Source organism: Streptomyces gilvus (assembly GCF_022513565.1).
Taxonomy (GTDB): Bacteria; Actinomycetota; Actinomycetes; order Streptomycetales; family Streptomycetaceae; genus Streptomyces; species Streptomyces gilvus.
The window spans coordinates 38,146-62,869 of sequence record NZ_JAKWBE010000030.1; the positions used below are offsets into that span (position 1 = coordinate 38,146).

The following is a 24,724-nucleotide window of genomic DNA, read 5'->3' on the forward strand; positions in this document are numbered from 1 at the left end:
CTCAGTGGGTGGTCGAGAAGGAGTCGAAGACGGCCGTGGTGGTCTGGCCGGGGTGGTCGAGGTTGACGGCGCTCGCGACCATCCCGGCGTCGAGGCCGCCGTCGGCTGCGGACGGCACGGTCGCGGTTCCGATCCGCTGCCAGGTGGTGCCGTCGCTACTGGCGTACGCGGTGTAGGCGGTGGCGTCGCGGGTGAGTCTGAGCCAGGCCGGGTGGTACGAGGAGCCGCCGCCCGCCCAGGTGTCGAGCTTCCCGTCGCCGTCGCTGTCGGTCATGAACTCCACGCCGTAGCTCCTCGACATGGTGAGCACCGCGTAGCCGCCCTTCTCCGGGGCGGTCAGGTCGTTGGCGACGGCGATCCCGGCCTTGGCGGACGGTCCGCTGCCGGTCTGCTGGACGAGGCGGGCGGTGACGCTGCCGGAGGCGGGTACGGCGTCCGGCACATGGATGCCGGCCTTCTCGTCCTTCCACCCGGCAAGGTCCTGACCGCCCGCCCATATCGCGAACTGGGCGCCGTTCTGGGCGTATTGGGCGTTGTCGGCGGTGGCGAAGGTGCGATACGGCGGCCGGACCGCGGACGGGACAGGGGCGACGTCGGCGGTCACCGTGTCGGTGTCGTGGCGCGTACGGCCGCCCTGCCGGAAGGAGGTGCGCACGCCGATGTCGTGCGGCCCCCATGGCGTGTCGGCGGACGGGGTGACGCGCCAGCTGACGGTGGAACTCCCGCCGGGAGCGAGGGAGCCGGTGCCTGTCGGTCCCTTCGCCTCGGCGGTCCAGCCGTGCGGCAGACGCAGCCCGGTGGTGACTCGGGTGACCGCCCTGGGACCGGAGTTGGTGACGGTCGCGGTGATCTCCGTGGCGCGGTCGGCCGGCAAACTCGGACGGGACGGGCTGAACCGCACGCGGGCCGAAGGGCAGTCGCGGGCCGCCCGGAGGCCGGCGATGTCGACCGCGTCGGCGAACGCCTTCATCCCGTTGTCGTTGGGGTGCAGATGGTCGCCCGAGTCGAAGGCGGCGGCGTAGCGGGTGGGGTCGTGCGGATCGCGGACCGCCTTGTCGAAGTCGGCGTAGCCGTCGAAGACGCCGCCGTCGCGGACGAACGCGTTGACCTTCTGCCGGTCGGCCTCCTTGGCCTCGGTCCAGTAGTCGCCCCAGCCCCGGTACGGAACCACGGTCGCGCCGATGACCCGCAGCCCGCGGGCGTGGGCCCGGCGGGCGATCTCCTTCATGCCGTCGATCACCTGGTCGCCGGTGGCACCGCCCCAGCTGAGGTCGTTGACACCCTCGAAGAGGAGCACCGTCCGGGCGCCCGGCTGGGACAGCACATCGCGCTCCAGCCGGTCCAGTGCCGAGGGGTTGCCGTCGGTGCCGGCCGTGAGGCGGTTCCCGCTGATGCCTTCGTTCAACACCCCGGCGGTGGACGTACAGGCCGACAGCCGAGCCGCCAGATAGTCGGGCCAGCGCCGGTTCGCGTCCGAGGTGGAGGCGGCCCCGTCGGTGATGGAGTCACCGAGCGCGACCACGGAGCCCCGTCCCGAACCGCCGCGAACGTCGACTCCGGTGAGGAACGGGAAGGTGGAATCGGTCCTGGTGAACGCCTCCCCACCGGCGTCCCCGGCGTGGTCGCCGCCGCCGTCAGGCGTCCAATAGACGGTCTGCAGCCCCATCCAGTGCTGGCTGATGTGGGTGAGCCTGCCGGGGAAGTACAGACTGACCACCAGATCGCTACGAGCCGCGACGGGAATCCGCACCCCGTCGCTCGCCGCCTGCCCGTGGGCCGGGATCGTCACAGCCGCCTTCCCGCCGAACGTCAACTCGCGCGGGCCGGACACGGACGAGCCACTCGCCCGCCGCCCCACGGTCGCGTGCCCGATCGTCACCGGCTGGTCGGTGAACTCGTTGGTCAACCGGATCCGGACGCTCGTCCCGCCCGCGCTCACGTGCACCGGGATCCGTACGGTCACCTCGGACGTACCGGGGTCGTAGGAGGCGTGCTGCGCGGTCGCCCACGTCCCTGTCCACGTCTGCGGCCGGGGCCCGGCGACGGCCGGAGCCGTCGCCGGCAGGGAGGTCAGTACGGCCCCCACGACCGCGATCAGAGCCGCGGATCTTCCATCGCGTCGAGCCGGGCCCCGGTGACGTCCAGGTCGATCGCCTTGGTCGCCGTGCCGCGGTCGACGGTCCCGCTCTCGTAGACGGTCACTCCGTCGGCGACGACGCTGTAGGCCACCGTGGCCGGACCGTCCGGTCGTCCGTACGTCTCCTGGTCCAGGCCCAGGGCCGCCGTGAAGCAGGCAGCAAGCGGCCAGCAATGCGGCGGTGAGCAGGGCGAGCCAGGCTCTTCTCATGATCATGACGTCAGCGCCTTCACCACCGCGGTCCGCGCGGTCTCGACATCGGTGACGTCTTTCGTACGGCCGTCGAGGTCGCGCGTCGCGGTGCCGAGGGCCTGGGCCAGGGCGTCGCTGTCGCTGGTGCCGCCGTTCTTCTTGCGCAGCTGGTCGATGAGCTCGAAGTCCTCGATGCCTTCCTTGAGTTGCTCCCAGCGGACACTGGACATCGGGCCGTTCCTGCCGGGATAGACCAGGTACTCGTCGCCCTGCGTGAAGATGTAGACCGGCTGGCTGAAGGGGTCGGACGTCCAGCTGTTGTACGACCAGCGCAGGAAGCCGTCCAGGTGACGCTGGGCGGCGATCCAGGGCAGCATCCGGGCCTCTACGGCGGGGGAGTAGGACAGCGTGTTGGGGTGGGCCGGGGTGCCGTAGACGTAGAAGGTGGTGACCTTGCCCTCGGCCCGGCGCTCCTCGGCCTTCTTGGCCGTCATCTGGTCGATGGTGTCCCAGCTGACGGACAGGTCGGAGGCGAGGTCGGCCGTGCTCGCCGAGCCGGCGACCGAGATCCGCCTGTCGAATTCCGGTGCGACCTCGTGGACGAAGTCCCTGACGACCGTCATGGATTCCACCGGCCGCTCGTCGAACGACAGATATGTGCGGTCCAGCCAGCCCTTGGCCCGCAGGTGCTTGACGAAGGCGGGCAGGAAGGTTCCCCATGCCTCGCGCCAGCGGTCGCCGCCCAGGTCGACGTTCTGGTAGACGCTCTTGCCGGTCCGGGTGTCGGTGTAGGTGAGGTGTTCGCCGTCCTGGAAGGCCAGCATGGAGAACGCCCCGATGTCGGGGCCGACGCCTGCTTTCAGTGCTGTACGGACGTACCTGTCCCAGCGGGAGAAGTCGAAGGAGAACCGGGTGCCGTCCCATTTCCAGCCGACCATGCTGGAGTAGGGCGTGGCCGTCTGCGACCGGCGGGTGCCCAGCGACCACTGGTGGTGCCACGGGTTGTCGACGATGGTGGTGTTGACGACCTTCTGGCCGTGGCCCGCCAGGTCCTTGTCGTAGGCCTCGATCAGCTTCCAGTGCTTGTCCGACCATGGCTCGACACCGCTGTTCAGTGCCATCGTCTCTGGCTGGGCCCACACGTCGAGGAAGAAGCCGTAGTCCTTCGCGTCCGGCACGGCGGCGTTCGCCACCTCGATGGAGAGCGGGTAGGTGACCTTGGTGCCGTCGTCGGCGGTCACCCTGACCGTGCCGGTGTAGGTGCCCGCCGCCGCGGTCTTCGGGATGTGGAAGGTGAACCACAGCGGCTGCGCCGCGTAGGCGGGCACGTCGACCGAGGGGCCCTCCTGCAGTGCGTCGCCGACGACGTCCGGGTTTCGGTCGCCGGAGACCTCGGTCGGGGAACTGACCTGGTCGATGGTGGCCGACCAGTCCATCTCGGTCTTGGAACGCTGCACGGGCACGTACTTCACGAACCGGACCTGTGTCCCGGCGCCGGAGATCCTCGCCCCGCCGGGCCCGGTGAGGTCGCCGACGCTCGCCCTCACGCCGTGCAGGTCATGTCCCGAAGCTATGGCCAGCTGGGCGGAGACCTGCTCGTTGCGGACGGCGGAGAGGGACAGGTCCCTGGTGTCCTTCCCCTGGATGGCGGTGGTCGGGTAGCGGGGGACACGGACTTCGGCTGAGGAGGCGAAGGAGCCGGTGGGGACCCAGGTGATCGTGTCCCTGGTTCCCATGGCGTCGGCGACCTTGACGGTCAGCCAGGTGGTCGTCGCTGTCTCGTTGACGTCCGTGGTGGATCTGCCGGTGCCGGCGATCGCCGTGGTTGTCGCGGCTATGACAACCCCGGCGACGAAGGCGGCGACGGCCGTCGGAACGCGTGACATGGTCCGGGCCCCTCTCAGGCTCGTACTGGACTGGGTCGAAGGCCGGGCAGGGTTGAGCATGTGACGGGTTCGGGAAACGACAGGGCTCAGGAGGTGACAGAGAAGGCCTTGAAGACGGCCTCGGTGGTGGACCCGGGATAGTTGGCGTTGACGGCGCTGGCGACCAGCCCCGCGTCCTCACTCCCGGTGGCCGACGGCACCTGCGCGGTGCCGACCGCCGTCCAGGTCTCGCCGTCCTTGCTGGAGTACGCGGTGTACTTGGTGCCGTCGCGGACCAGCCGCAGATGGGCCGGATAGTACGTCGAGCCCCCACCGGCCCAGGTGTCCAGGACGCCGTCGCCGTTGCTGTCGGTCATGAACTCCAGCCCATAGCTCCGGGTCATGGCCAGAACCGCGTAGCCGCCCTTCGCCGGGTCGGTGAGGTCGTTGGCGATCGCCAGCCCGGCCTTGGCCGCCGGGCTGTCACCGCTCTGCGAGACCAGTTCCGTCTGGACCGTGGAGTGCTCGCCGACCCCGCCGGGCAGGTAGACGGCGCCCCTCTCGTCCTTCCAGCCGGACAGGTCCTGCCCGCCCGCCCAGATGGCGAACTGGTCGCCGGCCTGCGCGTATTGGGCGTCGGTGGTCTGTGCCGTGCGGTAGGGATCGTGGACGGTGCCGGGGGCCGCTCCCACCATGGCCCGCAAGGTGTCGTCGACGGCGACGGGCCTCCCGGCGGCGGTCTTGTAGGTCACCGCGCCCGTGAGGTCGTGGCCGCCCCATGCGGCGTCGGCGGCCGGGGTGACCGTCCAGGTGGTGGTGTACGCGGCGCCGGGTGCCAGGGAGCGCCTGGTCGCGACGCCGGTGGGCTGCGCGGTCCAGCCGGTGGGCACGGTCAGGGAGGTGCGGACGGCGCTGATGGCCGTGGTGCCCCAGTTGGTGGCCGTGGTGGTGAGCTCGAAGGGCTTGCCCGACCCGGTGCTGGGCGTGTCCGGACCGATGAGGACGGACGCGGCCGGGACGTCGTCGCGTTTCAGAGCCCGGATCGCCTTCAAGGCACCCTTGGCGCCGAGCTTCACGAACGTGGGCGTCACCCCGATCGGCGCCGCGTACCCCCTGAGGGTCACAGGGCCGTGGATGACCCGGCCCTGGTTGACGTCGAACCAGGTGCCGGACGGCAGGTACACCGTGCGGGTGACACCGGAGCCGAGCTTGGGCGCGGCCAGCACGGCGGGGCCCAGCATCCACTCGTCCGCGACCGTGTAACTCGCCTGGTCCTTGGGGAAGTCGAAGAACAGCGGGCGCATGATCGGGTCGCCGGTCCTCAGCGTGGCCTGCACCTGGTCCCAGATGTAGGGGGCCAGCCGCTCGTGTGCCTTGATCGCCGCTCTGTACAGGTCGATGGTCTGCTGGTCGTACGTCACCTTCTGGCCGGTGGTGACGTCGTTGGTCTCCACCGGTGAGGTCGAGGCGTACATCAGCGGCATGAGCGACGCCGACTGCGCCCACCTGATCAGGACGTCCTTGGCGGGAGCGGCCTGCCCGCCGGAGCCGCCGATCATGTCGGACTCGACGAACGGGTAGCCGATCGTGGAGATCGCCAGGTTCTGGCTGACCGATGCCTTCAGGGAGTCCCAGCCGGTGCCCTTGTCGACCTGGCGGGTGACGAAGCCAGCCCGGTGGGCCGTGGAGTTCCAGTGGACGCGGATGCCGGCGCCCTGGAGGTCGTAGGTGTCGGCCAGTTGGGTGCCGAGCTTCTGGTAGTCCGTGGCCTGGTGGCCCTGGCGTGGCGCGCACTTCTCGTCGAAGAAGCGGGTGTCGAACTTCAGCCCGTCGATACGGTACTTGTCCATCAGGGTCTTGAGGTTGCCCTCGTACCAGGCCTTGGCGTCGGGGTTGGCCAGGTCGATGATCCCGGCCTGGCCGTTCCACCAGGTCACTTCGCACGGCTTGCTCGTGTCCTTGGCGTCCATGAGCAGATAGCCGTGGTCGGCCGCGTACTGGTAGTTGGCGGAGTCGAGGTTGATCCACAGGGTGACCCAGAGGCCGAAGTCGAACCCCATGTCGTGGATCTTGTCGGACAGACTCTTGGGGTCGGGGAAGGTCTTGGGATCCCAGGTCAGATTGCCGTAGTTCGACTCCCACTTGTCGTCGAGCTGGATAGTGTGCCCGCCCAGGCCGTTGTCGTGGAGTTCGGTGGCGTAGGAGAGCAGTTTCTGCTGGTCGACCTTGGTGTAGAACTGCGCCCAGGAGTTCCACAACGGCTTGGCGTACTGCTCGTACGTGGCGTCGCTCTTGGCCGGTTTGCCGACGATGCCGATGTAGTCGCGGTAGACGGCGAGCGGGGTCGACTCGACGAAGACGGTGGCCTTGTAGGTGCCGGGCGCGTCGACGGTGAAGCGGCCGAGGCCGTCCTTGGAGCCGTTGACGGACACGTCCATGGTGTCGCCGGTGTCGACGCGCAGTCCGGTCGAGGCGGAGGTGTACCAGAACGGATCGATCATGTTGTACGAGGCGGGGCCGAAGCCGCTGTGCTCCACCTGGCCGCTGTCCAGCGGCCAGGGCTGGTCGACCCCCGGTCCGCCCTGCGGAGTCTGCGCCTCGCCGTGGCCGTACCAGTGCCCGGCCGAGGACAGGTCGTAGACGAGGCCGAGTTGCTTGGGTCCGCCGCCGTGGACGTCCCAGTCGAGCTGGTAGCGGTCGGCGCGGGGCGTGATCCGGGCCTCCACCGTGGCGCCGTCGAGCGTGCTGTCGGCGGTGACGGTCAGGACGCCGTTGATCCAGGTCCAGTCCGTGACACCGGTCGCGTGCTGCCAGGTGCCGTCGGCCCCGGTGAAGCGCAGGGCGCCGGTGGCACCGGAGGCGGTGGCGAGCACGGTCTTGCCCGACCGGCGCGTGGTCAGGGCGAGTTCGTCGGTGGCCACGTCGAGGGTGTAGCCGGGGGCGTCCTCCGAGGCCGGCACGGAGACCGTGACGGCGTGCGCGGAGCGCGTGACCTTCGGCGCAGTTGTGGCGGCTGCGGCGGGGCGGGCGGAGGCCGCTGCCGCGGTGGCTGCTCCGGTGACGGGTGCCACCAGCAGAGCGCAGCTCAAGAGGGCAGCGATCAACAGGACGCCGGGGCTGCTCAGTCGGGGGTGCACTCGTGTCCTCCTGTCGGACAGGACGGGGGCTTGGAAGCGACGGTGCGAGGTGCGGGTCGGTGAGCGAAGTGCACGGCCACGACGAAGCGCGGTGCCGGGCGGGGCGTGCTTTCTGCTTGTTGCTGCGTGCACATGCAAGATTTCAAGCGATTTCGCACATGCTCTTGCTGTAGACGCCACCTGTCAACATGTCATGCACGCGGCCTCCCGAGCCTCCCAGCGGCTGCTGTCGACCAGTTGTCGTCCCTGGTGACGGCCGCTTTCGGGCCGTGCGGGGAGGCCTCGGCGGGCCCCGAAACCGCTTGTAACGGAGCGGCAAATTCTGCGACCCCGCCGAGATGGGCCCCGGAGGTCGGGTCAGGCCAGGCTCACGGAGCGGGCCAGATGGCGCGGATTGTCCCCATCCAGTCCACGGGCCGAGGCGGCGGCCGCGCCCAGCCGGTGCACCATGACGAGGTCCGCCGGCGAGTCCCGGCCCAGCGCCACCAACTGCCCGCAGAGGCGCGCGACGACGGCGGCGAGACGGGACGGCAGGAGCGCCTGGTCCCCGAATGCCCGGTGTGGTGGCCGCGCTCGTCTACACCTTCATCGGCGCGTGGAACGAGTACGTGGTGGCGCTCAGGTGACGCCGGAATACACCACGGTCGGAACAGGGCCGGGTGCTGTCAGGCGCGGATGACCTCGACGCCGGCCGCGGTGAACGCCTCGGTCAGCTGGTCCGAGGCGGTCTTGTCGGTCACCAGGACGTCGATGTCCTCCACCGGACAGATGCGGGCGAACGCCCGCCGGTCCAGCTTGGAGGCGTCGGCGACCGCGACGACCTGCTGCGCGCGGCGGGCCAGGGCCCGGTTGATGCTGGCCTCGCCCTCGTGGTGGGCGGTCGCCCCGTGGGCCACGTCGATGGCGTCGACCCCGATGAAGACCTGGTCCAGCGCGATCTCCGCGAGCAGTTCGGTGGCCAGCGGGCCGATCAGCTCGTAGGACGCCGGCCGGGCCACCCCGCCGGTCACCACGAGCTTCACATGACGCCGTACGACCAGCTCGTTGGCGATGTTCAAGGCGTTGGTCACCACGGTGACCGCCGTCTCCGCGCCGCCGGAGCTCAGGTCGGCGCGGGTGGCCAGCGCCCGCGCCACCTCGGTGGTCGTGGTGCCGCCGTTCAACCCCACCACGGCGCCGGCCTTCACCAGAGCGGCGGCCGCGTGCGCGATCCGCTCCTTCTCCGGAGCGTTGCGCGCGGCCTTGTAGCGCAGCGGCAAGTCGTAGGCGATCGCGTTGATCACGGCTCCGCCGTGCGTGCGGGTGACCATCTGCTGGCGGGCCAGCTCGTCGAGGTCGCGCCTGATCGTCGCGGCGGAGACCTGCAACTCCTCGGCGGCCGCCTCGACTTCGATCCGCCCGTCGCGGGTCAGCATCTCGAGCAGCGCGCTCCACCGGACCTGCGGTGCCGCCATGTCTCACAACCCTCTGTCGCTGGTGTGCGCCACGATGTGCGCATCTCCATGAAACCACAACGTGTGATTGGGTATGTTATGGCCGCCAAACGAGCAAAACGCTGCACGTTTGCCAACTTTTCTCGCGATGACGCGCCCCATGGCTTTGCAGGGCGCCGACCGCCCGTCCGCTACGCCTGTGAGGAGCTCGCAGGGCGCCGAACCAGACCAGCATCGAGTTCCACCCGCTCGGGTGCTGACCACACAGTAGGCGACGCCGAACCGCCGTCACGAGGGCGCTCACGATGACGGCGAGCCCGACCATCCCGACCCGAACAGCCCAGCTGCGCACCGCTGTCACGGCCCCGCCCGCCCCAGAGCGAACACCCCAGCGCTCCGCCTCACCCGGACCGACATCGTCGCACAACGCCACCACCGAGGTGGCCCCGTAAGGGTGCTGGGCGACCTCGGTGTCGACAGCCACTTCGCCTGCGTGCCGGCCGATTCCTACGACTGCAGGCGTGGCCCGTGCGGTCAGTGTCGGGCGAACTGCACCTGGGTGGGCTGCACGACGTTCGGCTTCACGGCGATGCCGCTGATGGTCAGTTGCTCGCCGAAGATGTCCGTGACCCTGATGGAGCTGCCGCATCCGGTGCCGTCGGCGGAGACGAAGTAGTTGTAGTCGGTGCGGGGCAGCCGCCGCCAGCCGCTCCCGGTCCGTACCTCCAGTCCGGTCACCGGGTTGCGGTGGTCGATGACCTGGATGCCGCACCAGTAGGCGCTGGACCCCGTCTTGTACCGGAAGATGGTGCCGATCGAGCCGGGGTTCACCAGGCTCCAGGTGATCGCGAGCCGGCCGACCTTGAGATCGGCGAGTTCGACGAAGGCCTGCCGGCTGAGGTCGATTTGCCCGGGAGCGCAGGTCAGTGGGCATTCATTGGTGATCCGTACGGTGACGGACTTGCCGTTGGCCGCGTGCACGAGCACATACGCGCCGCACGCCCTGGACGTCTCGTAGTCGGTGGTGTTCATCGCGGCGATCACGAGGTCGGGGCTCAGGCCGAACAGACAGGCACCGTCTCCGTCTTCGGCCTCGTAGGCGGTGGCGACTCCCCTGTAGGAGGTCCCGGGCTGGATCCGCCCTGCCGACGACGTGGTGGCGGCCGTCCTGCGCGGTGCCCGCGGGGTGGCCTTGGCAGACTTCCGCGCGGCGGGGGTGGCCGCGGAGGCCGTCCGGCATGGGCGTGCCGGTCGGGGAAGCGGCACGGCCCGACGCGTCCGGAGCGCCGGTCCCCTCCGTGGTGGTGGATCCGACCTCAGTGGTCGCGACCGGTGTGGCCGAGGCGGCGACCACGTCGGCCTTTCCGTCCGGGGCCGGCCCCATGACGAAGTAGGCGAGAACGCCGGCTCGGTCGCCACCGTCTCCGTCGCGTCCGTACGCTCTGACCGTTCGAGGGCCGGATCGGTTCGTAGCCGATCTTTTCAACAGGGAGTTGGGGAGAGCGACTCGCCTCTGTTCCTGAACCACTGGGGTGTCACCCCGGTGCGAGTGCAGCCGGTTCGCGGTCTCCTGGGGACATGCCGGGTCAGCACACCCACTCGAGAGAGGCCCAGCCATGTCCGTTCCGCTTCCCGTGGTCTTCGTCCACGGCCTCTGGCTGCACAGCACTTCCTGGCAACCCTGGATCGACCTGTTCCGCGTGGAGGGTTACGACCCCTCCGCGCCCGGTTGGCCCGGCGACCCCGGCACCGTGGAGGAGGCCCGCCAGAACCCCGAGAGCGTGGCCGGCTATGGCATCGACGACGTCGTGGAGCATTACGCGGCCCTGATCGAGACCCTGCCCGAGCGGCCCGTCGTGATCGGTCACTCCTTCGGCGGGATGATCGCGCAGAAGCTGCTCGGCCAGGACCGTGCCGCCGCGGCGGTCGCGATCGACGCCGCGCAGATCAAGGGCGTCCTGCCGCTGCCGCTCTCCGCGCTCAAGGCGACGTTCCCGGTCTTCAGGAACCCGGCCAACAAGCGGCGGTCGGTCTCCCTGACCCCGGAGCAGTTCCGGTTCGCCTTCGGCAACGCCATCGCGGACGAGGAATCGGCAGCCCTGTACGAGCGCTGGACCGTTCCCGCGCCGGGCAAGCCGCTCTACGAGGCCGCCTCCGCCAACTTCAACCCCCACTCGCCCGCGAAGGTCGACACGAAGAACAGCGGACGCGGCCCGCTGCTGCTCATCTCCGGCGGCAAGGACCACACCGTGCCCGAGGTCGTCACCCGGGCCACCCTCAAGCAGTACCGGCACTCCGAGGCCGTCACCGACATCGTCAACTTCCCGGACCGCGGGCACTCCCTCACGGTCGACGGCGGCTGGCGCGAGGTAGCGGACACCGTCCTGAACTGGCTGCGGACGCAGAGCCTGGAGAGCGCACGATGAGATCGACCTCCCGCGGCACCGCAGATCCCCTTGCCGACGCCGGCGTGGCCGGACGGACCGTCGTGGTCACCGGTGCCGGGCGCGGCATCGGGCTGGCCGTCGTCGAGGCCTTCCTCGCGGCCGGCTCCCGCGTCGTCGCCGGATCGAGGGAACGTACCGAAGCCCTCGACGCACTCGTGAAGCAGGGCGCCGAACTCACCGTCGTGGAAGTCGACCTCGCAACCCCGGACGGTCCGGCCGCGCTGGTCGCCGAAGCCGTGGCGGTCCACGGAGGTGTCGACGTGCTGGTGAACAACGTCGGCGCGGTGCGGCCGCGGGTCGACGGCTTCCTGGCGGTGACGGACGAGGACTGGGAGTGGACGTTCACGGTCAACTTCATGGCCGCCGTCCGCACGACCCGGGCCGCCCTGCCGCACCTGCTCGCCACCGGCGCGGGACGTATCGTCACCGTCTCCTCCGTCAACGCCAGACTGCCCGACTCGCTGGTCATCGACTACGGCGCGGCCAAAGCCGCGTTGACCAACTTCTGCAAGGCCCTTTCCAAGGAGGTTGGGCCGCGCGGCGTGCGAGTCAACACCATCGGCCCCGGCCCGGTGGAGACGGCACTGTGGCAGGGCGCCGGCGGGGTCGCCGCCACCGTCGCCGAGTCCCGGGGCGTCGACCCCCGCGAGGTGGCGCGCGGCGCGGCGGACCAGTCGGTGACCGGCCGCTTCACCCGTCCGGCAGAGGTGGCCGAACTCGTGCTCTACCTCGCCGGTCCCGCGGCGGCGAACATCACGGGCGCCGACTTCATCATCGACGGCGGTCTCGTCGAGTCCCTCTGACCCAACGTCGGCGCCCGGTTTCCACGAGGCCTTCTACAACCTCGACGAGACGCTCGGCAGCCGCATTAGCGAAGAGGTGGTGCGGGCCGGCTGGAGCGTGGCGGCGGGGGCGTCGGCGTACGCGTCGGTGGCGTGCGTGCCCACCTGGCTCACCGACTTCCGCGCCGATGTCGCCAAGATCCTCCCTGAGCAAGTGACACCACGTCAGTCGACGGCGGTCGCCGGGCCAGGATCGCCTATCGCGCCGGGGATCTGCCTGCGGGAGGTGATGCCGAGCTTGCGGAACACCTTGCTCAGATGGAACTCCACGGTCGAGGCGGTGACGAAGAGCGTCGTCGCGATCTCCCCGTTGGTCAGTCCGGAGGCCGCCATGAACGCCACCTGCCGTTCCCTCGGTGTGAGATCGAAGCGGGTCTCCTCCGACCGCCTCCGGGCTGTCGCCCCGGTGGCGAGCAACTCGAGCCGGGCCCGCTCGGCGTACAGCACCGCACCGAAGGTGTGGAAGCTCTCGTACGCGGCACGCAACTGCTTCCTGGCGTCGGAGCGCCGCTTGCCGCGACGCAGCCACTCGCCGAACAGCAGCCGCGCGCGGGCCTGTTCGAAGGACAGCGGACTCTGCTGCAGCAGTTCGACCGACTCCTGGTAGAACTTCTCGGCGTCGTCGCCCTCGGCCGTCAGTGCCCGGCCGAGGGCCAGGCTGCCCAGCGCCCAGGGGGTGCCGGCGAGCGGGGCGCGTTCCTCCAGCCGGGCCAGGGCCGCGTTCGCGCCGGTGCGGTCGCCGGAACGGACACAGGCCTCGACGAGCAGCGGCAGGACGAGGTTGCCGCAGGCCGGGGGGTCCTCGTCGAAGACTTTTCGGGCGTGCTTCATCGCTTGCCGGTAGCGGCCCCGCCCCAGCTCGAACAGGGTCAGTGCGTGCTGTGCCAGGAGTTGGAGCACGCCGTGGCCCATGCTCCTCATCCCGGCGGCCCGCCGGACCGCCGCGCGCAGCTCGGTCTCGCGGCCGGTCAGGGCGAACAGGTGCAGCCGGTTGATGTCGCCGCCACCGAGGAAGCCGGTGGCGGCGGCGATGTCGTCGAACTCGGCGTAGCGGACCTCCGCCTGCGTGAACCGTCCGTCCAGGAGGTCGTAGCGTGCCTGGACGAGCAGTGTGATGCCCAGCGCGTACAGGGCGCCGGTGTCGCGGTCGGCCGCCGCCAGCCGGTCGGTGAGTTCGCGCCCGGCCTGGACCTCCCACAGATCGTCGCAGGCCATGGAGAGCATCACCGCGAACGGGCTGTTGGCGTCACCGATGCCGCCGTCCAGTCGTAACGCGTCCAGGGCGGCGCGCAGCGCGGGCGCGCCGCGTTCGTACCCCTGGGCCACGCGACGAGCCAGAGCCTCCATCAGAAGGTCGCGGCCGCTTTCCGGGGTGCGCTGCCGTGCGGTGAGAGCGGCAGCCGCGACCTCGGCCGGCGACGTGCCCTGCGTACAGTCGTGGGCGACCAGTACGGCGTGGAGCGCCTCGCAGAGCAGTTCCCAGGTCAGCCTCGGATCCTGTGGGCCGAGCCTGGTCACGGCGTCCATGAGCATCGCGGGGACGTCGGCGACGGCGATCTGGAACATCTGAGCGGTCGCTCGCATGCGCAGCTCGCGGGTGCGCAGCACTGGGCCACGGATGTCGGCGCCGGCGAGGTCCAGCGCGGTGTGTGCCGCGGGCGCGTCGCCGGACATCAGATGGGCCTGGGCCGCGTCGAGGAGTCGTTCGGCGCGTTTGTCCGGGTCCTTGGTGAGGTCCGCGGCGCGGGAGAGGAACAGGGCTTGCTGGGAGTATCCGCCGCGGGAGCGGGCCCGCTGGGAGGCGGCTTCCAGGTCGTCGGCGACGCCGTCGTCCGTGGTCTCTGCGGCTTCGGCCCGGTGCCAGGCGCGGCGGTCGGCGTCGCGTACGGGGTCGCAGACGGCGGCCAGTGCCGCGTGCGCCCGGCGCAGCTCGCCCGGTTCGGCTCCGGCGTACAGCGTCGAGCGGATCAGGGGATGCCGGAAGGCGGTCGGCGTGTCCCGGCTGAGGATTCCGGCGGCGATCGCGGGCTGGACGGCGCGCGCTGACAGGCCCAGCCGCCCGGCGGCCCGCCACATCATCCCCGTGTCGTCCGAGGGGGCCGTGGCGAGCAGGAGCAACAGGGTCGCGGTCTCGGGCGGCATGGCGTGGACCAGGCGTCGGAAATGACCCTCGACCAGGCGGCTCACGGGCAGTGGATCGGGCAACGGGGCGATACCGGCCAGTTGTTCGGCGGCGAGGGCCTCGGTCAGCTCCAGCAGGGCCAGCGGATTGCCGCCCGTACCGGCGACGATCCGCTCGGCCACCGCCGTGTCCACCCGCCGGGTGGCGAAGGAGAGCAGGATCCGGGCCTCCGACTCCGGCAGACCGGTCATGGCGTGCCCGCCCAGCGAGTCGAACAGGCTGGTGTACCCGAGCCCGTCGCGGAGGGCGATGATCAGGCCCAGGGAGTCGGCGTGCAGCCGCCGAGCGGTGAACGCCAGCGCCTCGGCCGATTCCCGGTCCACCCACTGCGCGTCGTCGAGCAGGAACAGCAGCGGCTGGTCTGCGGCGGCCTCCGACAGCAGTGTCAGCGTGGCGAGCCCGACGAGGAAGCGGTCCGCGGGCGGACCCGGAACCAGGCCCAGAGCCGCGTCGAGCGCGGTCCGCTGCGGCCCGGGCAGCCGGTCCGTCCGGTTCAAGAAAGGCCGCAGCAAGCGGTGCAGCATGCCGAAGCCGAGACCGGTCTCCGATTCGACCGCGGTCAGGCGGAGCACGCGCAGTTCCGCGGCCCGCTCCGCGGCGTACTCCAGCAGCCGGGTCTTGCCGATCCCGGGTTCGCCGGTCAGGACCAGGACTCCGCTCAGGCCGTCCCGTACGGCGTCGAGCAGTCGGCCGATGGCTTCGCGTTCGGCCCGGCGGCCGACCATCGGCGGCCCGGGTGCACGGTGGACGCCGTTCCACGCCATAGGGCCGATCCCCCCTCGTCGATGGTCTGACGTGGGGAAACGCTAAGAGCGCCGCGCCGCCGGAAGCGAGCGTCATGTGACGGTGGTCAGCGCAGGGCGCTGACCACCGCCCGCAGTTCGGCACGCGAGACCACGCCCAGCTTGGGGAAGATCCGGTGCAGATGCGAGCTGATGGTGCGGTGCGAGAGGTACAGCCGCTGGCCTATCTCGCGATTGGTCAGCCCGTCCGCGGCGAGCTGGACGATCTGCAGTTCGTGGGCGGTCAGTCGGTCCCGGGCGTCCGGGGCCCGGCGGCGGCTGGTCTCGCCCGAGGCGCGCAGTTCACGGCGGGCCCTCTCTCCCCAGGGGATCGCGCCGAGTGCGTCGAACATGTCGCGGGCGGCCCGCAGGTGGTCGCGGGACTCCACACTGCGCCGACGGCGCCGTAGCCATTCGCCGTAGGCCAGGTGGGTACGGGCTCTGATCAGCGGCCAGGCGCCGAGGTCGGCGCCGAGCGCGCCCGTGAAGAGCGGGTCGGCGTCCTCGTCGGCGGCCAGCAGCGCCCGGACCAGGCGCAGTTCGGCATGCAGTACCGGCGCGGACGTCACCGTGGCGATCTCCTCCAGCTCCGTCACGATCGGCAGCACGGCCTCCAGCCGCCCGCAGTGCGCCGCCGCGTCGACGAGGTCACCCACGGCGGTCAGCCGCAGGGCCACCTGGAACGCGGGATCGGCCGGATCGTGGAGCCGGCGGAGATGACCGAATGCCTCCTCGAACCGTCCCGCGCCCGCCGCGGCCAGCCCGCGTGCCATCGACGCGGTGGCCAGCACCGGACGCGCCCCGGCCGGCAGCCCGATGCCCTCCGCCTCCTCGGCCAGCTCCAGGGCGGAATCCACCTCACCGCGCAGGGCGGCCAGCTTGGCCGCGGTGGCGGTCATCAACGCGTACATCATCGACTGGCTGGTCTCGCGCGCCAGCCGCCGTGACTCCTCGGTCGCGGCGATCGCAGCGCCGAGATCGCCGACCACCAGCGCGCTCCACGCGTCCGCGCCCACCGTCCGAGCCAGCAGCCCCAGACGTCCCTGGGCGCGCAGGGGCGCACCACCGGCCGCGGAGAACGCCCGCGCCAGGTCGAAGCCGCCGACGAGGAGCGAGGCGGTGCTGAGCATGCGGTAGGAGCGGCCGTCGTCGCCCTCCTTCAGGGCGATGTGCCGGGCCCGGTCCAGGACGAAGGTGCCGCGCTCGACCGGGGCGGCGTAGGCGCAGATGGCCAGGCGCCACGGATCGAGTTCGTCGAGCCCCATCCGCTCCACTGCCCGCAGGACCGCGCGGCGGCCCTCCGGCCCCGGATCGGACCAGAAGCACAACTGCGCGGCACTCCACAGGATCCGCAGCGCCAGCGCCCGGTCCTCCGCGGCCATCTCCTCGGCGAGCGCCGTCAGTGAGTTGGCTCCCGAGGCGTGGCTGTGCAGCCCCTCGTCGAAGCTGCCGCGCAGCCAGACGACCGTGGCGTGCTGCCGCCGCGACAGCGGCCCGGTGAGCGCCTGGTCCAGCAGCCGGGTCACCGTCTCGGGCCGGCCGAGCTCGACGGCGAAGTCGGCGGCACGCAGCAGCCGTTCCGCCCGGCGGTCGGTGTCCTCGCTGAGCGCGGCGGCCTGTTCGAGGGCCGTGACGGCTGCCGCGATGCCGCCCCGGTGCGCGGCGCGGTGAGCGGCGTCCTGCAACGCGGCTGCGACGGCTTCGTCCGGGGCGTCGGCAGCGGCGGCCCGGTGACGCAGCTGCCGGTCGGGGTGTTCGTCGAGTACGGCGGCGAGGGCGGCGTGTGCGGCGCGGCGGACGCCGGTGGGCATGGTCTGGTGGATCGCCGACCGCATCAGCGGATGCCCGAACCGCAGCTCCGTACCGACGACTTGGACGAGCCGAGCCCGTACGGCGGGGTCGAGCTCGTCGCTTCCGGCTCTGGCGCCGGTCAACTGCCGGGTCGCGCGGTAGATCTCGGGGAGTGACGGGCTGTCGTCGAGGGCCGCGATCAACAGCAGACTGCGGGTGATGTCGGGCAGGCTTTCCAGACGGTCGGTGAAGGCCCGCTCCAGCCGCTCGGTGAGCGGCAGCTGCGACAGATGCGGATCGGCCGACGCGCCGAGGGTCCGGGACAGCTCGGTCAGGGCCAAGGGGTTCCCTGCCGCCTCGGCCAGCAGCCGGCGATGCGCGGTCGGCCGCGACTCCGGGGCGCGGTCCGCCAGGAGTTCCCGGGCCTGGCCGTCCGTGAGCGGCCCCAGGGTCAGGGAGGTGAGTTCGTCGGAGTCCAGCCGCGATCGGTAGCCCTCGCGTGCGGCTCCCACGATGACCACCGGCTCCGTGCCGATCCTTCGCGCCACGAAGGCCAGGACGCCGGCCGTGGCGTCGTCGAGCCACTGGACGTCGTCGACGAGGACCAGCACGGGCGCGACCGCGGCCGCGTCGGCCAGCAGGTTGAGAACCGCCAGACCGACCAGGAAGGCGTCCGCGACACCGGCCTCGGCGTGCCCGAAAGCGGTGTCCAGGGCCTGCTGATGCAGCGCGGACAGGTCATCGGCAACGGCGGCCAACGGGCGCAGGATCAACTGCAGACCGGCATAGGGGATGTCGCTCTCGGCCTCGACACCGCTGGTGCGCAGGACCCGGTAACCGAGCCTGTCGGCGAGCTGGGCGGCCTCGGCGAGCAGCGCCGTCTTCCCGATACCGGGCGCCCCACGGACCAGCACCGCGTCCTGGTGGCTTTGCGGCTCGGCCAACAGCCGGCGCAACACGTCCAACTGGTCGTCCCGACCGATGAGTTCCACGATCCCCCCATCAGACCGGGTCGCCGGACGCGGTCCGTATGAAAGGTCAGACTACTGTGCCGCGTCCGTTGGGCCTGAACGAAAAGCCAGGCCGCGACGGCCACCGGCCTTGCCCCCACCTCGGAACCAGACGGTGCCCACACGTCTCTCGGCGAGGACGCGAGGCCCGGGATACCCCCAGACGGCCGTTCCTCCTACGACACGAGTCTGTACGGGACGGTTTTCAGCCGAGCCTGTGCAGCACGTCGGCGACGGTGGCCCGGTACGTCCGCAGCGCCTGCAGCCCCGCGGCATAGCGGTCGCGGTGTCCGGCGATGTCCGCGGTCTGTTCCCGTGCCCGGACGGCGTGCCACAGTTCGGCCGTGTGGTGGCGGCGCTTGCAGGTGACGTCCGCGGTGGCGGTGGCCCGCTCCCGCGTCGTATGCCGGGTGTTGCCGTCACTGCCGCGCTTCCAGGCGGAGTCGGTGTACGCGGTCACGGGGTCGGCATAGCGGGCGAAGTCCTGCGCGGCCACACAGCGGGACCACACATCCCACGCCGCACGCAGACGCGGGTCGCGCTTGACGGCCTTGTCGACCTCGGTCTCCCAGCTCTGGGCGTAGAGCCAGTCCCGCTTGACGTCGATGCCGCGCATGAGCCGCCGACTCGCCTCCGCGTTGCAGGAGGGGAAGTCCGCGTACTCGGCGCTGGTCATCCGGCGGCCCTTCGGCCGCGCAATCGTGGACTTCGCCGGGTCCCAGCCGTAGCCCCAGCGGCGGGCGGCGGAGAGGTCCAGGACGCCGTAGTCGGTGCCGACCGCGGTGGCGACGATGGGATCGCTGGGGTAGCGGGGGTCGAGCGGGAAGTCCGGGTGGCCGTGCTGCGCCATGCACTGCCGGACCAGCAACGCCGAAGCCCGCTGCGACCGCTGGTAGTCCCTGGACGTGAAGTCGTAGCGATCAGCCGGGAGGGGGCCCAGGTCGGACGCCGTACGGATGGCCTCGGGCCGTCCAGAACCAGAGACACACAGCGCCGCCAGCGCCGCCACGACCCCCAGACGCCACCCCCGCGTTGTCATGTCCAGGGATGCTACCGAACGGCATGCGACAGCCGACCACGGCCCCGACAACGCATCCACGCCCACACGGGCCTGATCGTCGAAGTCGATGGACCCGGACCGGAACCGGCTGCGCCCCGATGCGTGGTGGATCACTCGGGCGTTGGCCCTGACGTGGCGTCAACTGATGTGCAGTGGGCGAGGATCGAGCCGTAGCCGCCGCACCGAGCACCGAAACGGGTTGGCTGGTGGCGGTGCGCGCCGTCAACGGCAGCCGGGAGCGGGTGCCGGCCGCGCTGACGGCCCAGGCTGACGCTGAGGAGGATGGCTCGGCCCGTGTCGGATGACTCCATGATCGTGCGCGCTCAACGGCACGCTGCCGGGATCCGCAATCCCGCATTAAAGGGTTCCCGCCGCGCGGGCGGGGTGGCGGCGCACGTTCTGGTCCCCCGAACGGCCTGCCAGGGCGCGACAGGCGTAGGGGGAGGGGCTCCCATGGGAGTCATGTCCCGACTCCACAGCGCATACCCGCGCTCACTTCGCTCCGCCGCGGCAGTGGGCCTGGTCGCGGCCCTGGCCGTCGGCTGTACCGCGGCCGATGCCGACACCACCGTCGCGGGCCGTGCGGCCGTCGGGACGTCGCCGCTGCCCACCGTCCCACCCGCCCAGCCACCGGCGAAGCTCACCCGTGCCAAGGTCGAGACCGCGGTGAGCCGGCTCGACGACGTCGTACATGACGCCATGCACCGCACCGGTGTGCCCGGAATCGCCGTGGGCGTGGTGTACGACGACAAGGTGATGTACCTGAAGGGGTTCGGCGTGCGGAAGGTGGGCACGAAGGACCGGGTCGGAGCGGACACGGTCTTCCAGCTCGCCTCGGTCTCCAAGCCCCTTGCCTCCACCGTGGTCGCCGCGGCCGTGGGCGAGAAGACCGTGGGCTGGGACGACCCGGTCGTCAAGTACACCCCCGGCTTCGCGCTGAAGGACCCGTGGGTCAGCAGCCATGTCACGCTGGCCGACCTGTTCTCGCATCGCAGCGGACTGCCCGACCACGCCGGCGACCTCCTGGAGGACCTCGGCTACGACCGCTCGTACATCCTGGACCACCTGCGCTACGAACCGCTGGCCCCCTTCCGTGCCCACTACGCGTACACCAACTTCGGGCTGACCGAAGCCGCCGTCGCCACCGCACGGGCGGCCGGGAGCAACTGGGAGAAGCTGTCCGCCGACAAGGTGTACCGGCCGCTGGGGATGGACTCCACCAGCTCCTCGTTCGCCGACTACGAGAAGGCGGGCAACAAGGCCTCCCTGCACGTGAGGACCGGGAGCACCTGGAGTGCCTCGTACGTGCGTGACCCGGACGCCCAGAGCCCGGCGGGCGGTGCCAGCTCCACGGTCCGGGACATGACGAAGTGGCTGCGCCTGCAACTGGACAACGGAAAGTTCGAGGGACGGCAGGTCGTCGACGCCGACGCGCTGGAGGAGACTCACGTGCCGCACATGGTCTCCGAGCCGCCGCACTCGCCCGCGGGCAGGACCGGGTTCTACGGGCTCGGCTGGAACGTGAGCTACGACGACCAGGGCAGGCTGAAGCTCGGCCACTCCGGCGGCTTCGCGCTCGGGGCGGCCACCAACGTCGCCCTGCTGCCCTCGGAGAAGCTCGGCATCGTCGTCCTGACCAACGGCGAGCCCATCGGTGTGCCGGAGGCGATCTCCGCCACGTTCCTCGACACCGCGCAGACGGGCGGCCCGACCGTCGACTGGCTGAAGTTCCTCGGGCCGATCTTCCAGCAGACCCTGCAGGGGGAGCGCTCGCAGGTCGACTACAGCAAGCCCCCGGCCTCGCCCGCACCCGCCAAGGCGAACAGCGCCTACACCGGGACGTACGCCAATGAGTACTACGGCCCGTTGACCGTCAGCGCCCGGGGGAACGAACTCACCCTGCAGATCGGGCCCAAGAAGCAACGGTTCGTCCTGGTGCACTACGACGGTGACACGTTCAGCTACCGCACCACCGGCGAAATGGCCGTCGGCCTGACCGGTGTGACCTTCACCGTCGGCTCCGGCGGACGCGCCGACAAGGTCCGGGTGGAGAACCTCGACACAAGCGGTCTCGGGACCTTCACGAGGAAGGGCTAGCCTGCGGGCAAGCCCGAACGGACGGGCGCGGAGGGGGCGTTGCCGCCTTCGCGCCCATTTTCTACGCCCATGTGATCGTCCAGGCCGGATTCCGCAGGCGGGGCGGCAAGGTTCCGGCAAGGTTCCGGCAAGGCTTCCTGCCCAGTGTCGTCATGTGCACCGAGGGACCACGCCGGCCACCGGAGCGGAAGGTCCCGTCGGCGCACGTGATCGCGCATCTGCGCGAGGGACGTGGGACAAAGGAGAGGGAATCGATGCGAACGACACGACGGGCAAGCCTGGCTTCGTTGACGGCAGTGGCGGCGCTGGCCGTCCCGGCGCTGGTGGTGGGTGGCACAGGAACGGCGTCGGCGCAGGTGGCGTCGAAGACGGCTGCCGCCGAGGCCCAGTGCACCGGATTCACCAACGTGAGCGTTGGTGGCGGCTGGTACCTCCATGTGCCGTCGGTGGGCTCGGGAACGGGCAACTACAACTGCGTCGTGGTCCGGGGGATGAACGGCATCTCCGTACTGGTCGTGCAGGAGAGTCTGAACGCCTGTTTCGGCCAGGGCATCGCGGAGGACCGGGACTTCGGCGGCAACACCGAGCAGGCGGTCAAGAACGCCCAGTCGCAGATCAACCGGAACTGGGGCAGTCACGTGCTGGACGTCGACGGTCGCTTCGGTCCCAAGACCAGCGCCAAGTTCCTCTTCCAGGCATACGACTACAGCAACGGTCAGAACGGCAGGCACACGGGCTACTGCTACGGGCGGTAGTTCATGACGGGTCCGCACGGCGGCCGGCCGTGCGGACACGCTGCCCGTCGTCCGGCGGCTCAGCGGACCCTGAGCAGTTGCCCGCTCAGGGTCCGGCCGGCAGGCCGAGGCGGCTAAGCCGGGTGCGGACGCCGTCCGAGTCCGGCACGCGGAGTTCGTCGAGGATGTCCGCCGCGCGGCGCGCGGCCCGCTGGGCCGCCAGGGCGTCGCCGGCGGCCCGGTGGCTCTCGCAGAGGTGGGCCAGCACGTCGGCCTCGAAGTAGCGGTCCCCGAGACCGTGGAACAGCGCGACGGCCTTGTCGTAGCAGGCCGCGGCCCGGCGGTGGTCGCCCAGGTGCTGGTGGGCGTAGCCGAGGCTGTCCCAGGTGTCCGCCTGCCCGTCGCGGACGCCGAGTTCGGTGAAGCGCTCCAGCGCCTGCCCGCAGAACGTGAGGCACTGACGGTGGTCGCCGAGCTGCGCGTGATACCAGCCCACCGAGTTCAGGGCTCGGGCCTGGCCGGTCCGGTGGCCCAAGCAGGTGTACTGGTCAAGGGCCTCCCGGGCACAGGCCAGCGCCTCGGGGTAGGCGCCCCGCCGGGCGTGCAGGCGGGCCAGGTCGAGGTGGGTGTGGGCCAGCTCGGTTCGGTCGCCGAGGGCTTTGTGGAGATCCAGGGCGCGGCCGAGGTGGGTGAGCGCGTCGTCCAGCCGCGTCAGGCGGGTGCAGGCGCGGCCGAGTCCGCTGTGGGCGTCGGCCTGCCCGGCGGCCGAGGCGGAGCGGAGTGCGGCGTCCAGCGCGGCCTGTTGGGCCGTGGCCCAGTCGGACCAGTGGCCGCGTCGCTGCAGGAACGTGGTCAGGGCGCGGGTCAGCTGCCAGACCGGGGCGCCCGGCGCCCGCGTGGCGGTGCCCGACCGGTGCACCACCGCGAGGAGCACGGGGTGCTCGGCCGTGAACCAGGCAAGGGCCGTTGAGTGGTCCGCGGCGTGTTCGGGGGAGACACCGGGGACCACGGGCGGCAGCGCGATCGGGTCACGGTGCGGATCCAGCATGCGGTCGGCAAGGTGGGCGGAGTGCAGATAGTGGCCGAACAAGCGGTCTTCGGCGGCTTGCGTCTCGCCGGCGGCGTTCACGGTGTCGGCGAGTTCGGCGGCGTACATCCGCAGCAGGTCGTGAAGTACGTATCTGCCGCGCGAGTGCTCTGTGACCAGGCAAATGTCGGCCAGCGCGGTCAGTAGTCGGCCCGCGTCCGGGACGGGGATCCCGGCCAGGCTCGCGGCGGCGGGCACGCTGATGTCCGGGCCGGGGTGTACGCCCAGCAGCCGGAACATCCGGGCGGCCCGGGGGCTCAGGGTGCCGTACGACCAGGAGAACACGGCCCGTACGTCCGCCCGCATGTCCTCGTTGCCGAAGCTGTCCAGCCCGGCGGGGGAGTCCTGGGCGTCCCGGAGTTCGGCGGCGAGCCGTGCCAGGCCGAGCCCCGGCTCGATCGCCGCACGGGCGGCCACGATCACCAGGGCCAGCGGCAGCCGTGCGCAGCGGCTGACGATCTCGTCGACCGCCAGCGGTTCGGACATCACGCGCTCGGCCCCTATCCGGCGGGCGAGCAGCCGCCGGCACTCCGCCGCGGGCAGCACATCCAGGACAAGACTCCGGGCGCCTTCCAGGGCGATCAGGCCGGAGAGCCGGTTCCGGCTGGTCACCAGGGTGAAGCACCCTGGGCTGCCGGGCAGGAACGCCCGTACCTGTTCGGCGTCGCGTGCGTTGTCGAGGACCACCAGCATCCGTCGTCCGGCCAGCATGCTCCGGTACAGCCCGGCCTGCGCCTCCGGGCTGACCGGCATGTGCTGGGGGAGCACGCCCAGCGCCTCCAGCAGCCGGGGCAGTGCCTCCGCCGGGGTCACGGGTGGCCGCGAAGGCTCGAAACCATGGAGGTTCACATAGATCTGGCCGTCCTCGAACCAGTCGGCCACCCGGTGCCCCCAGTGGACGGCGACAGCCGTCTTCCCCACGCCCGCGGTCCCGGAGAGGGTGGAGATCACCGCCACCGTGGGGCTGCCGATGTCGTCCGCGAGGATCTTGTCGAGCTGGGCCAGCTCCTCCTGCCGGCCGGTGAAAGCCGGTACGTCCAGGGGCAGATGCGCCAGCATCGGCGCGGACCGAGGACGGGCCGAAGGCGGCGGATCCGTGGGCTCGGCCGGCCGGGGGGCGCCCTGCAGGATCGCCTGGTGGAGTTGGCGGAGCTCGGTGCCCGGATCGGTGCCCAGTTCGTCGGCCAGCCGCTTCCGGGTCTCGGCGAAGCACTCCAGAGCCTCGGAGCCGCGCCCCGCCTCGTACAGTGCCCGCATCAGCACGGCGACCAGCGGCTCCACGAGGGGGTGTTGGGCGATCAGTTCGGGCACCCGGTCGATCACCACCGCGTGGTTGCCCACCGCCGTCTCCGCGTTCGCCCACGCGGTGACCGCGTCCAGCCGCTGCCGTTGCCAGGTGTCGCGCATCCGCGCCGCCCACTCCCCGGACAGTCCGGCGAGCGGCTCCCCGCGCCACAGGTCCAGGGCCTCGCGGAGCGTCGTCACCTGCTCGGCGTCGCTCCGGCCGGCTCTGCGGGCGTCGGCGGCCAGGCGATGAAACCGGTGCAGGTCCACGTCTTCGGGGTCGCTGTCCAGCACGTAACCGCCGTTCCGCCGAAGCACGCCCGGCGTGCGAACGGCCCCGGCGGCCGCCAACCCCCGCCTGATGCGGGCCACATGCGCGTACAGCGCCTGACGTGCCCCCTCCGGCGGATCGTCACCCCACACACGCCTCATCAACGTCTCGATCGGCACTGCGCGGCCGGCGTCCACCGCGAGCGCCGCCAGCACGCTCCGCCGCTGCGGAGGACCTATGTCGATCGGTCCTCGGCCCCATAACTCGACGGGCCCGAGAAGTCTGAACGTCACCACGACAACCCCCGGCGATCAGACGCGCACACGCTCCGCACCTTCCCCTGGCCGGTCATCCCCATCACCGGCATCGCCCT

Annotated in this window: 14 protein-coding genes and 1 pseudogene; 5 read left to right on the forward strand and 10 right to left on the reverse strand. The window is 71.1% G+C overall.

The window, feature by feature from the left end; translation table 11 throughout:
* Position 1 precedes the first annotated feature (1 nt).
* From MKW14_RS33090 to MKW14_RS33120, 6 genes are all read right to left on the reverse strand, one after another.
* Positions 2–2,086 (reverse strand): GDSL-type esterase/lipase family protein, encoded by a 2,085-nt coding sequence (locus tag MKW14_RS33090; protein WP_240869088.1) that lies wholly within the window; start codon positions 2,084–2,086, stop codon positions 2–4.
* 8 nt (positions 2,087–2,094) lie between these two features.
* Positions 2,095–2,229 (reverse strand): NPCBM/NEW2 domain-containing protein, encoded by a 135-nt coding sequence (locus MKW14_RS33095; RefSeq protein WP_240869090.1) that lies wholly within the window; start codon positions 2,227–2,229, stop codon positions 2,095–2,097.
* 120 nt (positions 2,230–2,349) lie between these two features.
* Positions 2,350–4,215: a DUF4091 domain-containing protein gene (locus MKW14_RS33100; protein ID WP_240869092.1), complete on the reverse strand. Its 1,866-nt coding sequence runs from the start codon at positions 4,213–4,215 to the stop codon at positions 2,350–2,352.
* Positions 4,216–4,301: 86 nt separating this feature from the next.
* Positions 4,302–7,331: a TIM-barrel domain-containing protein gene (locus MKW14_RS33105; RefSeq protein ID WP_240869094.1), complete on the reverse strand. Its 3,030-nt coding sequence runs from the start codon at positions 7,329–7,331 to the stop codon at positions 4,302–4,304.
* Between the two features lie 665 nt (positions 7,332–7,996).
* Positions 7,997–8,785, reverse strand: coding sequence for a DeoR/GlpR family DNA-binding transcription regulator (locus tag MKW14_RS33115; RefSeq protein ID WP_240869097.1), 789 nt, complete (start codon positions 8,783–8,785; stop codon positions 7,997–7,999).
* Between the two features lie 513 nt (positions 8,786–9,298).
* Positions 9,299–10,030 (reverse strand): expansin EXLX1 family cellulose-binding protein, encoded by a 732-nt coding sequence (locus MKW14_RS33120; protein WP_240869101.1) that lies wholly within the window; start codon positions 10,028–10,030, stop codon positions 9,299–9,301.
* Positions 10,031–10,380: 350 nt separating this feature from the next.
* Here MKW14_RS33120 and MKW14_RS33125 point away from each other — a divergent pair, with 350 nt between their 5' ends.
* From MKW14_RS33125 to MKW14_RS33135, 3 genes and pseudogenes are all read left to right on the forward strand, one after another.
* A complete protein-coding gene (locus MKW14_RS33125; RefSeq protein WP_240869102.1) occupies positions 10,381–11,190 on the forward strand; it encodes an alpha/beta hydrolase in 810 nt (269 codons plus the stop codon).
* Positions 11,187–12,014, forward strand: coding sequence for an SDR family NAD(P)-dependent oxidoreductase (locus MKW14_RS33130; protein WP_240869105.1), 828 nt, complete (start codon positions 11,187–11,189; stop codon positions 12,012–12,014). The genes MKW14_RS33125 and MKW14_RS33130 overlap by 4 nt, the downstream gene beginning before the upstream one ends.
* A gap of 19 nt (positions 12,015–12,033) precedes the next feature.
* Positions 12,034–12,195: pseudogene (locus tag MKW14_RS33135) on the forward strand (alpha/beta hydrolase); the annotation flags it as partial.
* 23 nt (positions 12,196–12,218) lie between these two features.
* Here the strand turns inward: MKW14_RS33135 and MKW14_RS33140 are convergent.
* The 3 genes from MKW14_RS33140 to MKW14_RS33155 form a co-directional block, all read right to left on the reverse strand.
* Positions 12,219–14,999: a helix-turn-helix transcriptional regulator gene (locus MKW14_RS33140; RefSeq protein ID WP_240869110.1), complete on the reverse strand. Its 2,781-nt coding sequence runs from the start codon at positions 14,997–14,999 to the stop codon at positions 12,219–12,221.
* 86 nt (positions 15,000–15,085) lie between these two features.
* Positions 15,086–17,800, reverse strand: a complete 2,715-nt coding sequence (locus MKW14_RS41390; protein WP_308314663.1) for an ATP-binding protein — start codon at positions 17,798–17,800, stop codon at positions 15,086–15,088.
* 223 nt (positions 17,801–18,023) lie between these two features.
* On the reverse strand, positions 18,024–18,857 hold the full coding sequence (locus MKW14_RS33155) for a hypothetical protein (RefSeq protein WP_240869113.1): 834 nt from the start codon (positions 18,855–18,857) through the stop codon (positions 18,024–18,026).
* A 483-nt stretch (positions 18,858–19,340) separates the two neighbouring features.
* Between MKW14_RS33155 and MKW14_RS33160 the strand changes: the two genes are divergently transcribed.
* A complete protein-coding gene (locus tag MKW14_RS33160) occupies positions 19,341–20,975 on the forward strand; it encodes a serine hydrolase (RefSeq protein WP_374116627.1) in 1,635 nt (544 codons plus the stop codon).
* A gap of 254 nt (positions 20,976–21,229) precedes the next feature.
* Positions 21,230–21,730, forward strand: a complete 501-nt coding sequence (locus MKW14_RS33165) for a peptidoglycan-binding domain-containing protein (RefSeq protein ID WP_240869117.1) — start codon at positions 21,230–21,232, stop codon at positions 21,728–21,730.
* Positions 21,731–21,815: 85 nt separating this feature from the next.
* Here the strand turns inward: MKW14_RS33165 and MKW14_RS33170 are convergent, their stop codons facing one another.
* On the reverse strand, positions 21,816–24,647 hold the full coding sequence (locus MKW14_RS33170; RefSeq protein WP_240869119.1) for an AfsR/SARP family transcriptional regulator: 2,832 nt from the start codon (positions 24,645–24,647) through the stop codon (positions 21,816–21,818).
* Between the last annotated feature and the right edge of the window lie 77 nt (positions 24,648–24,724).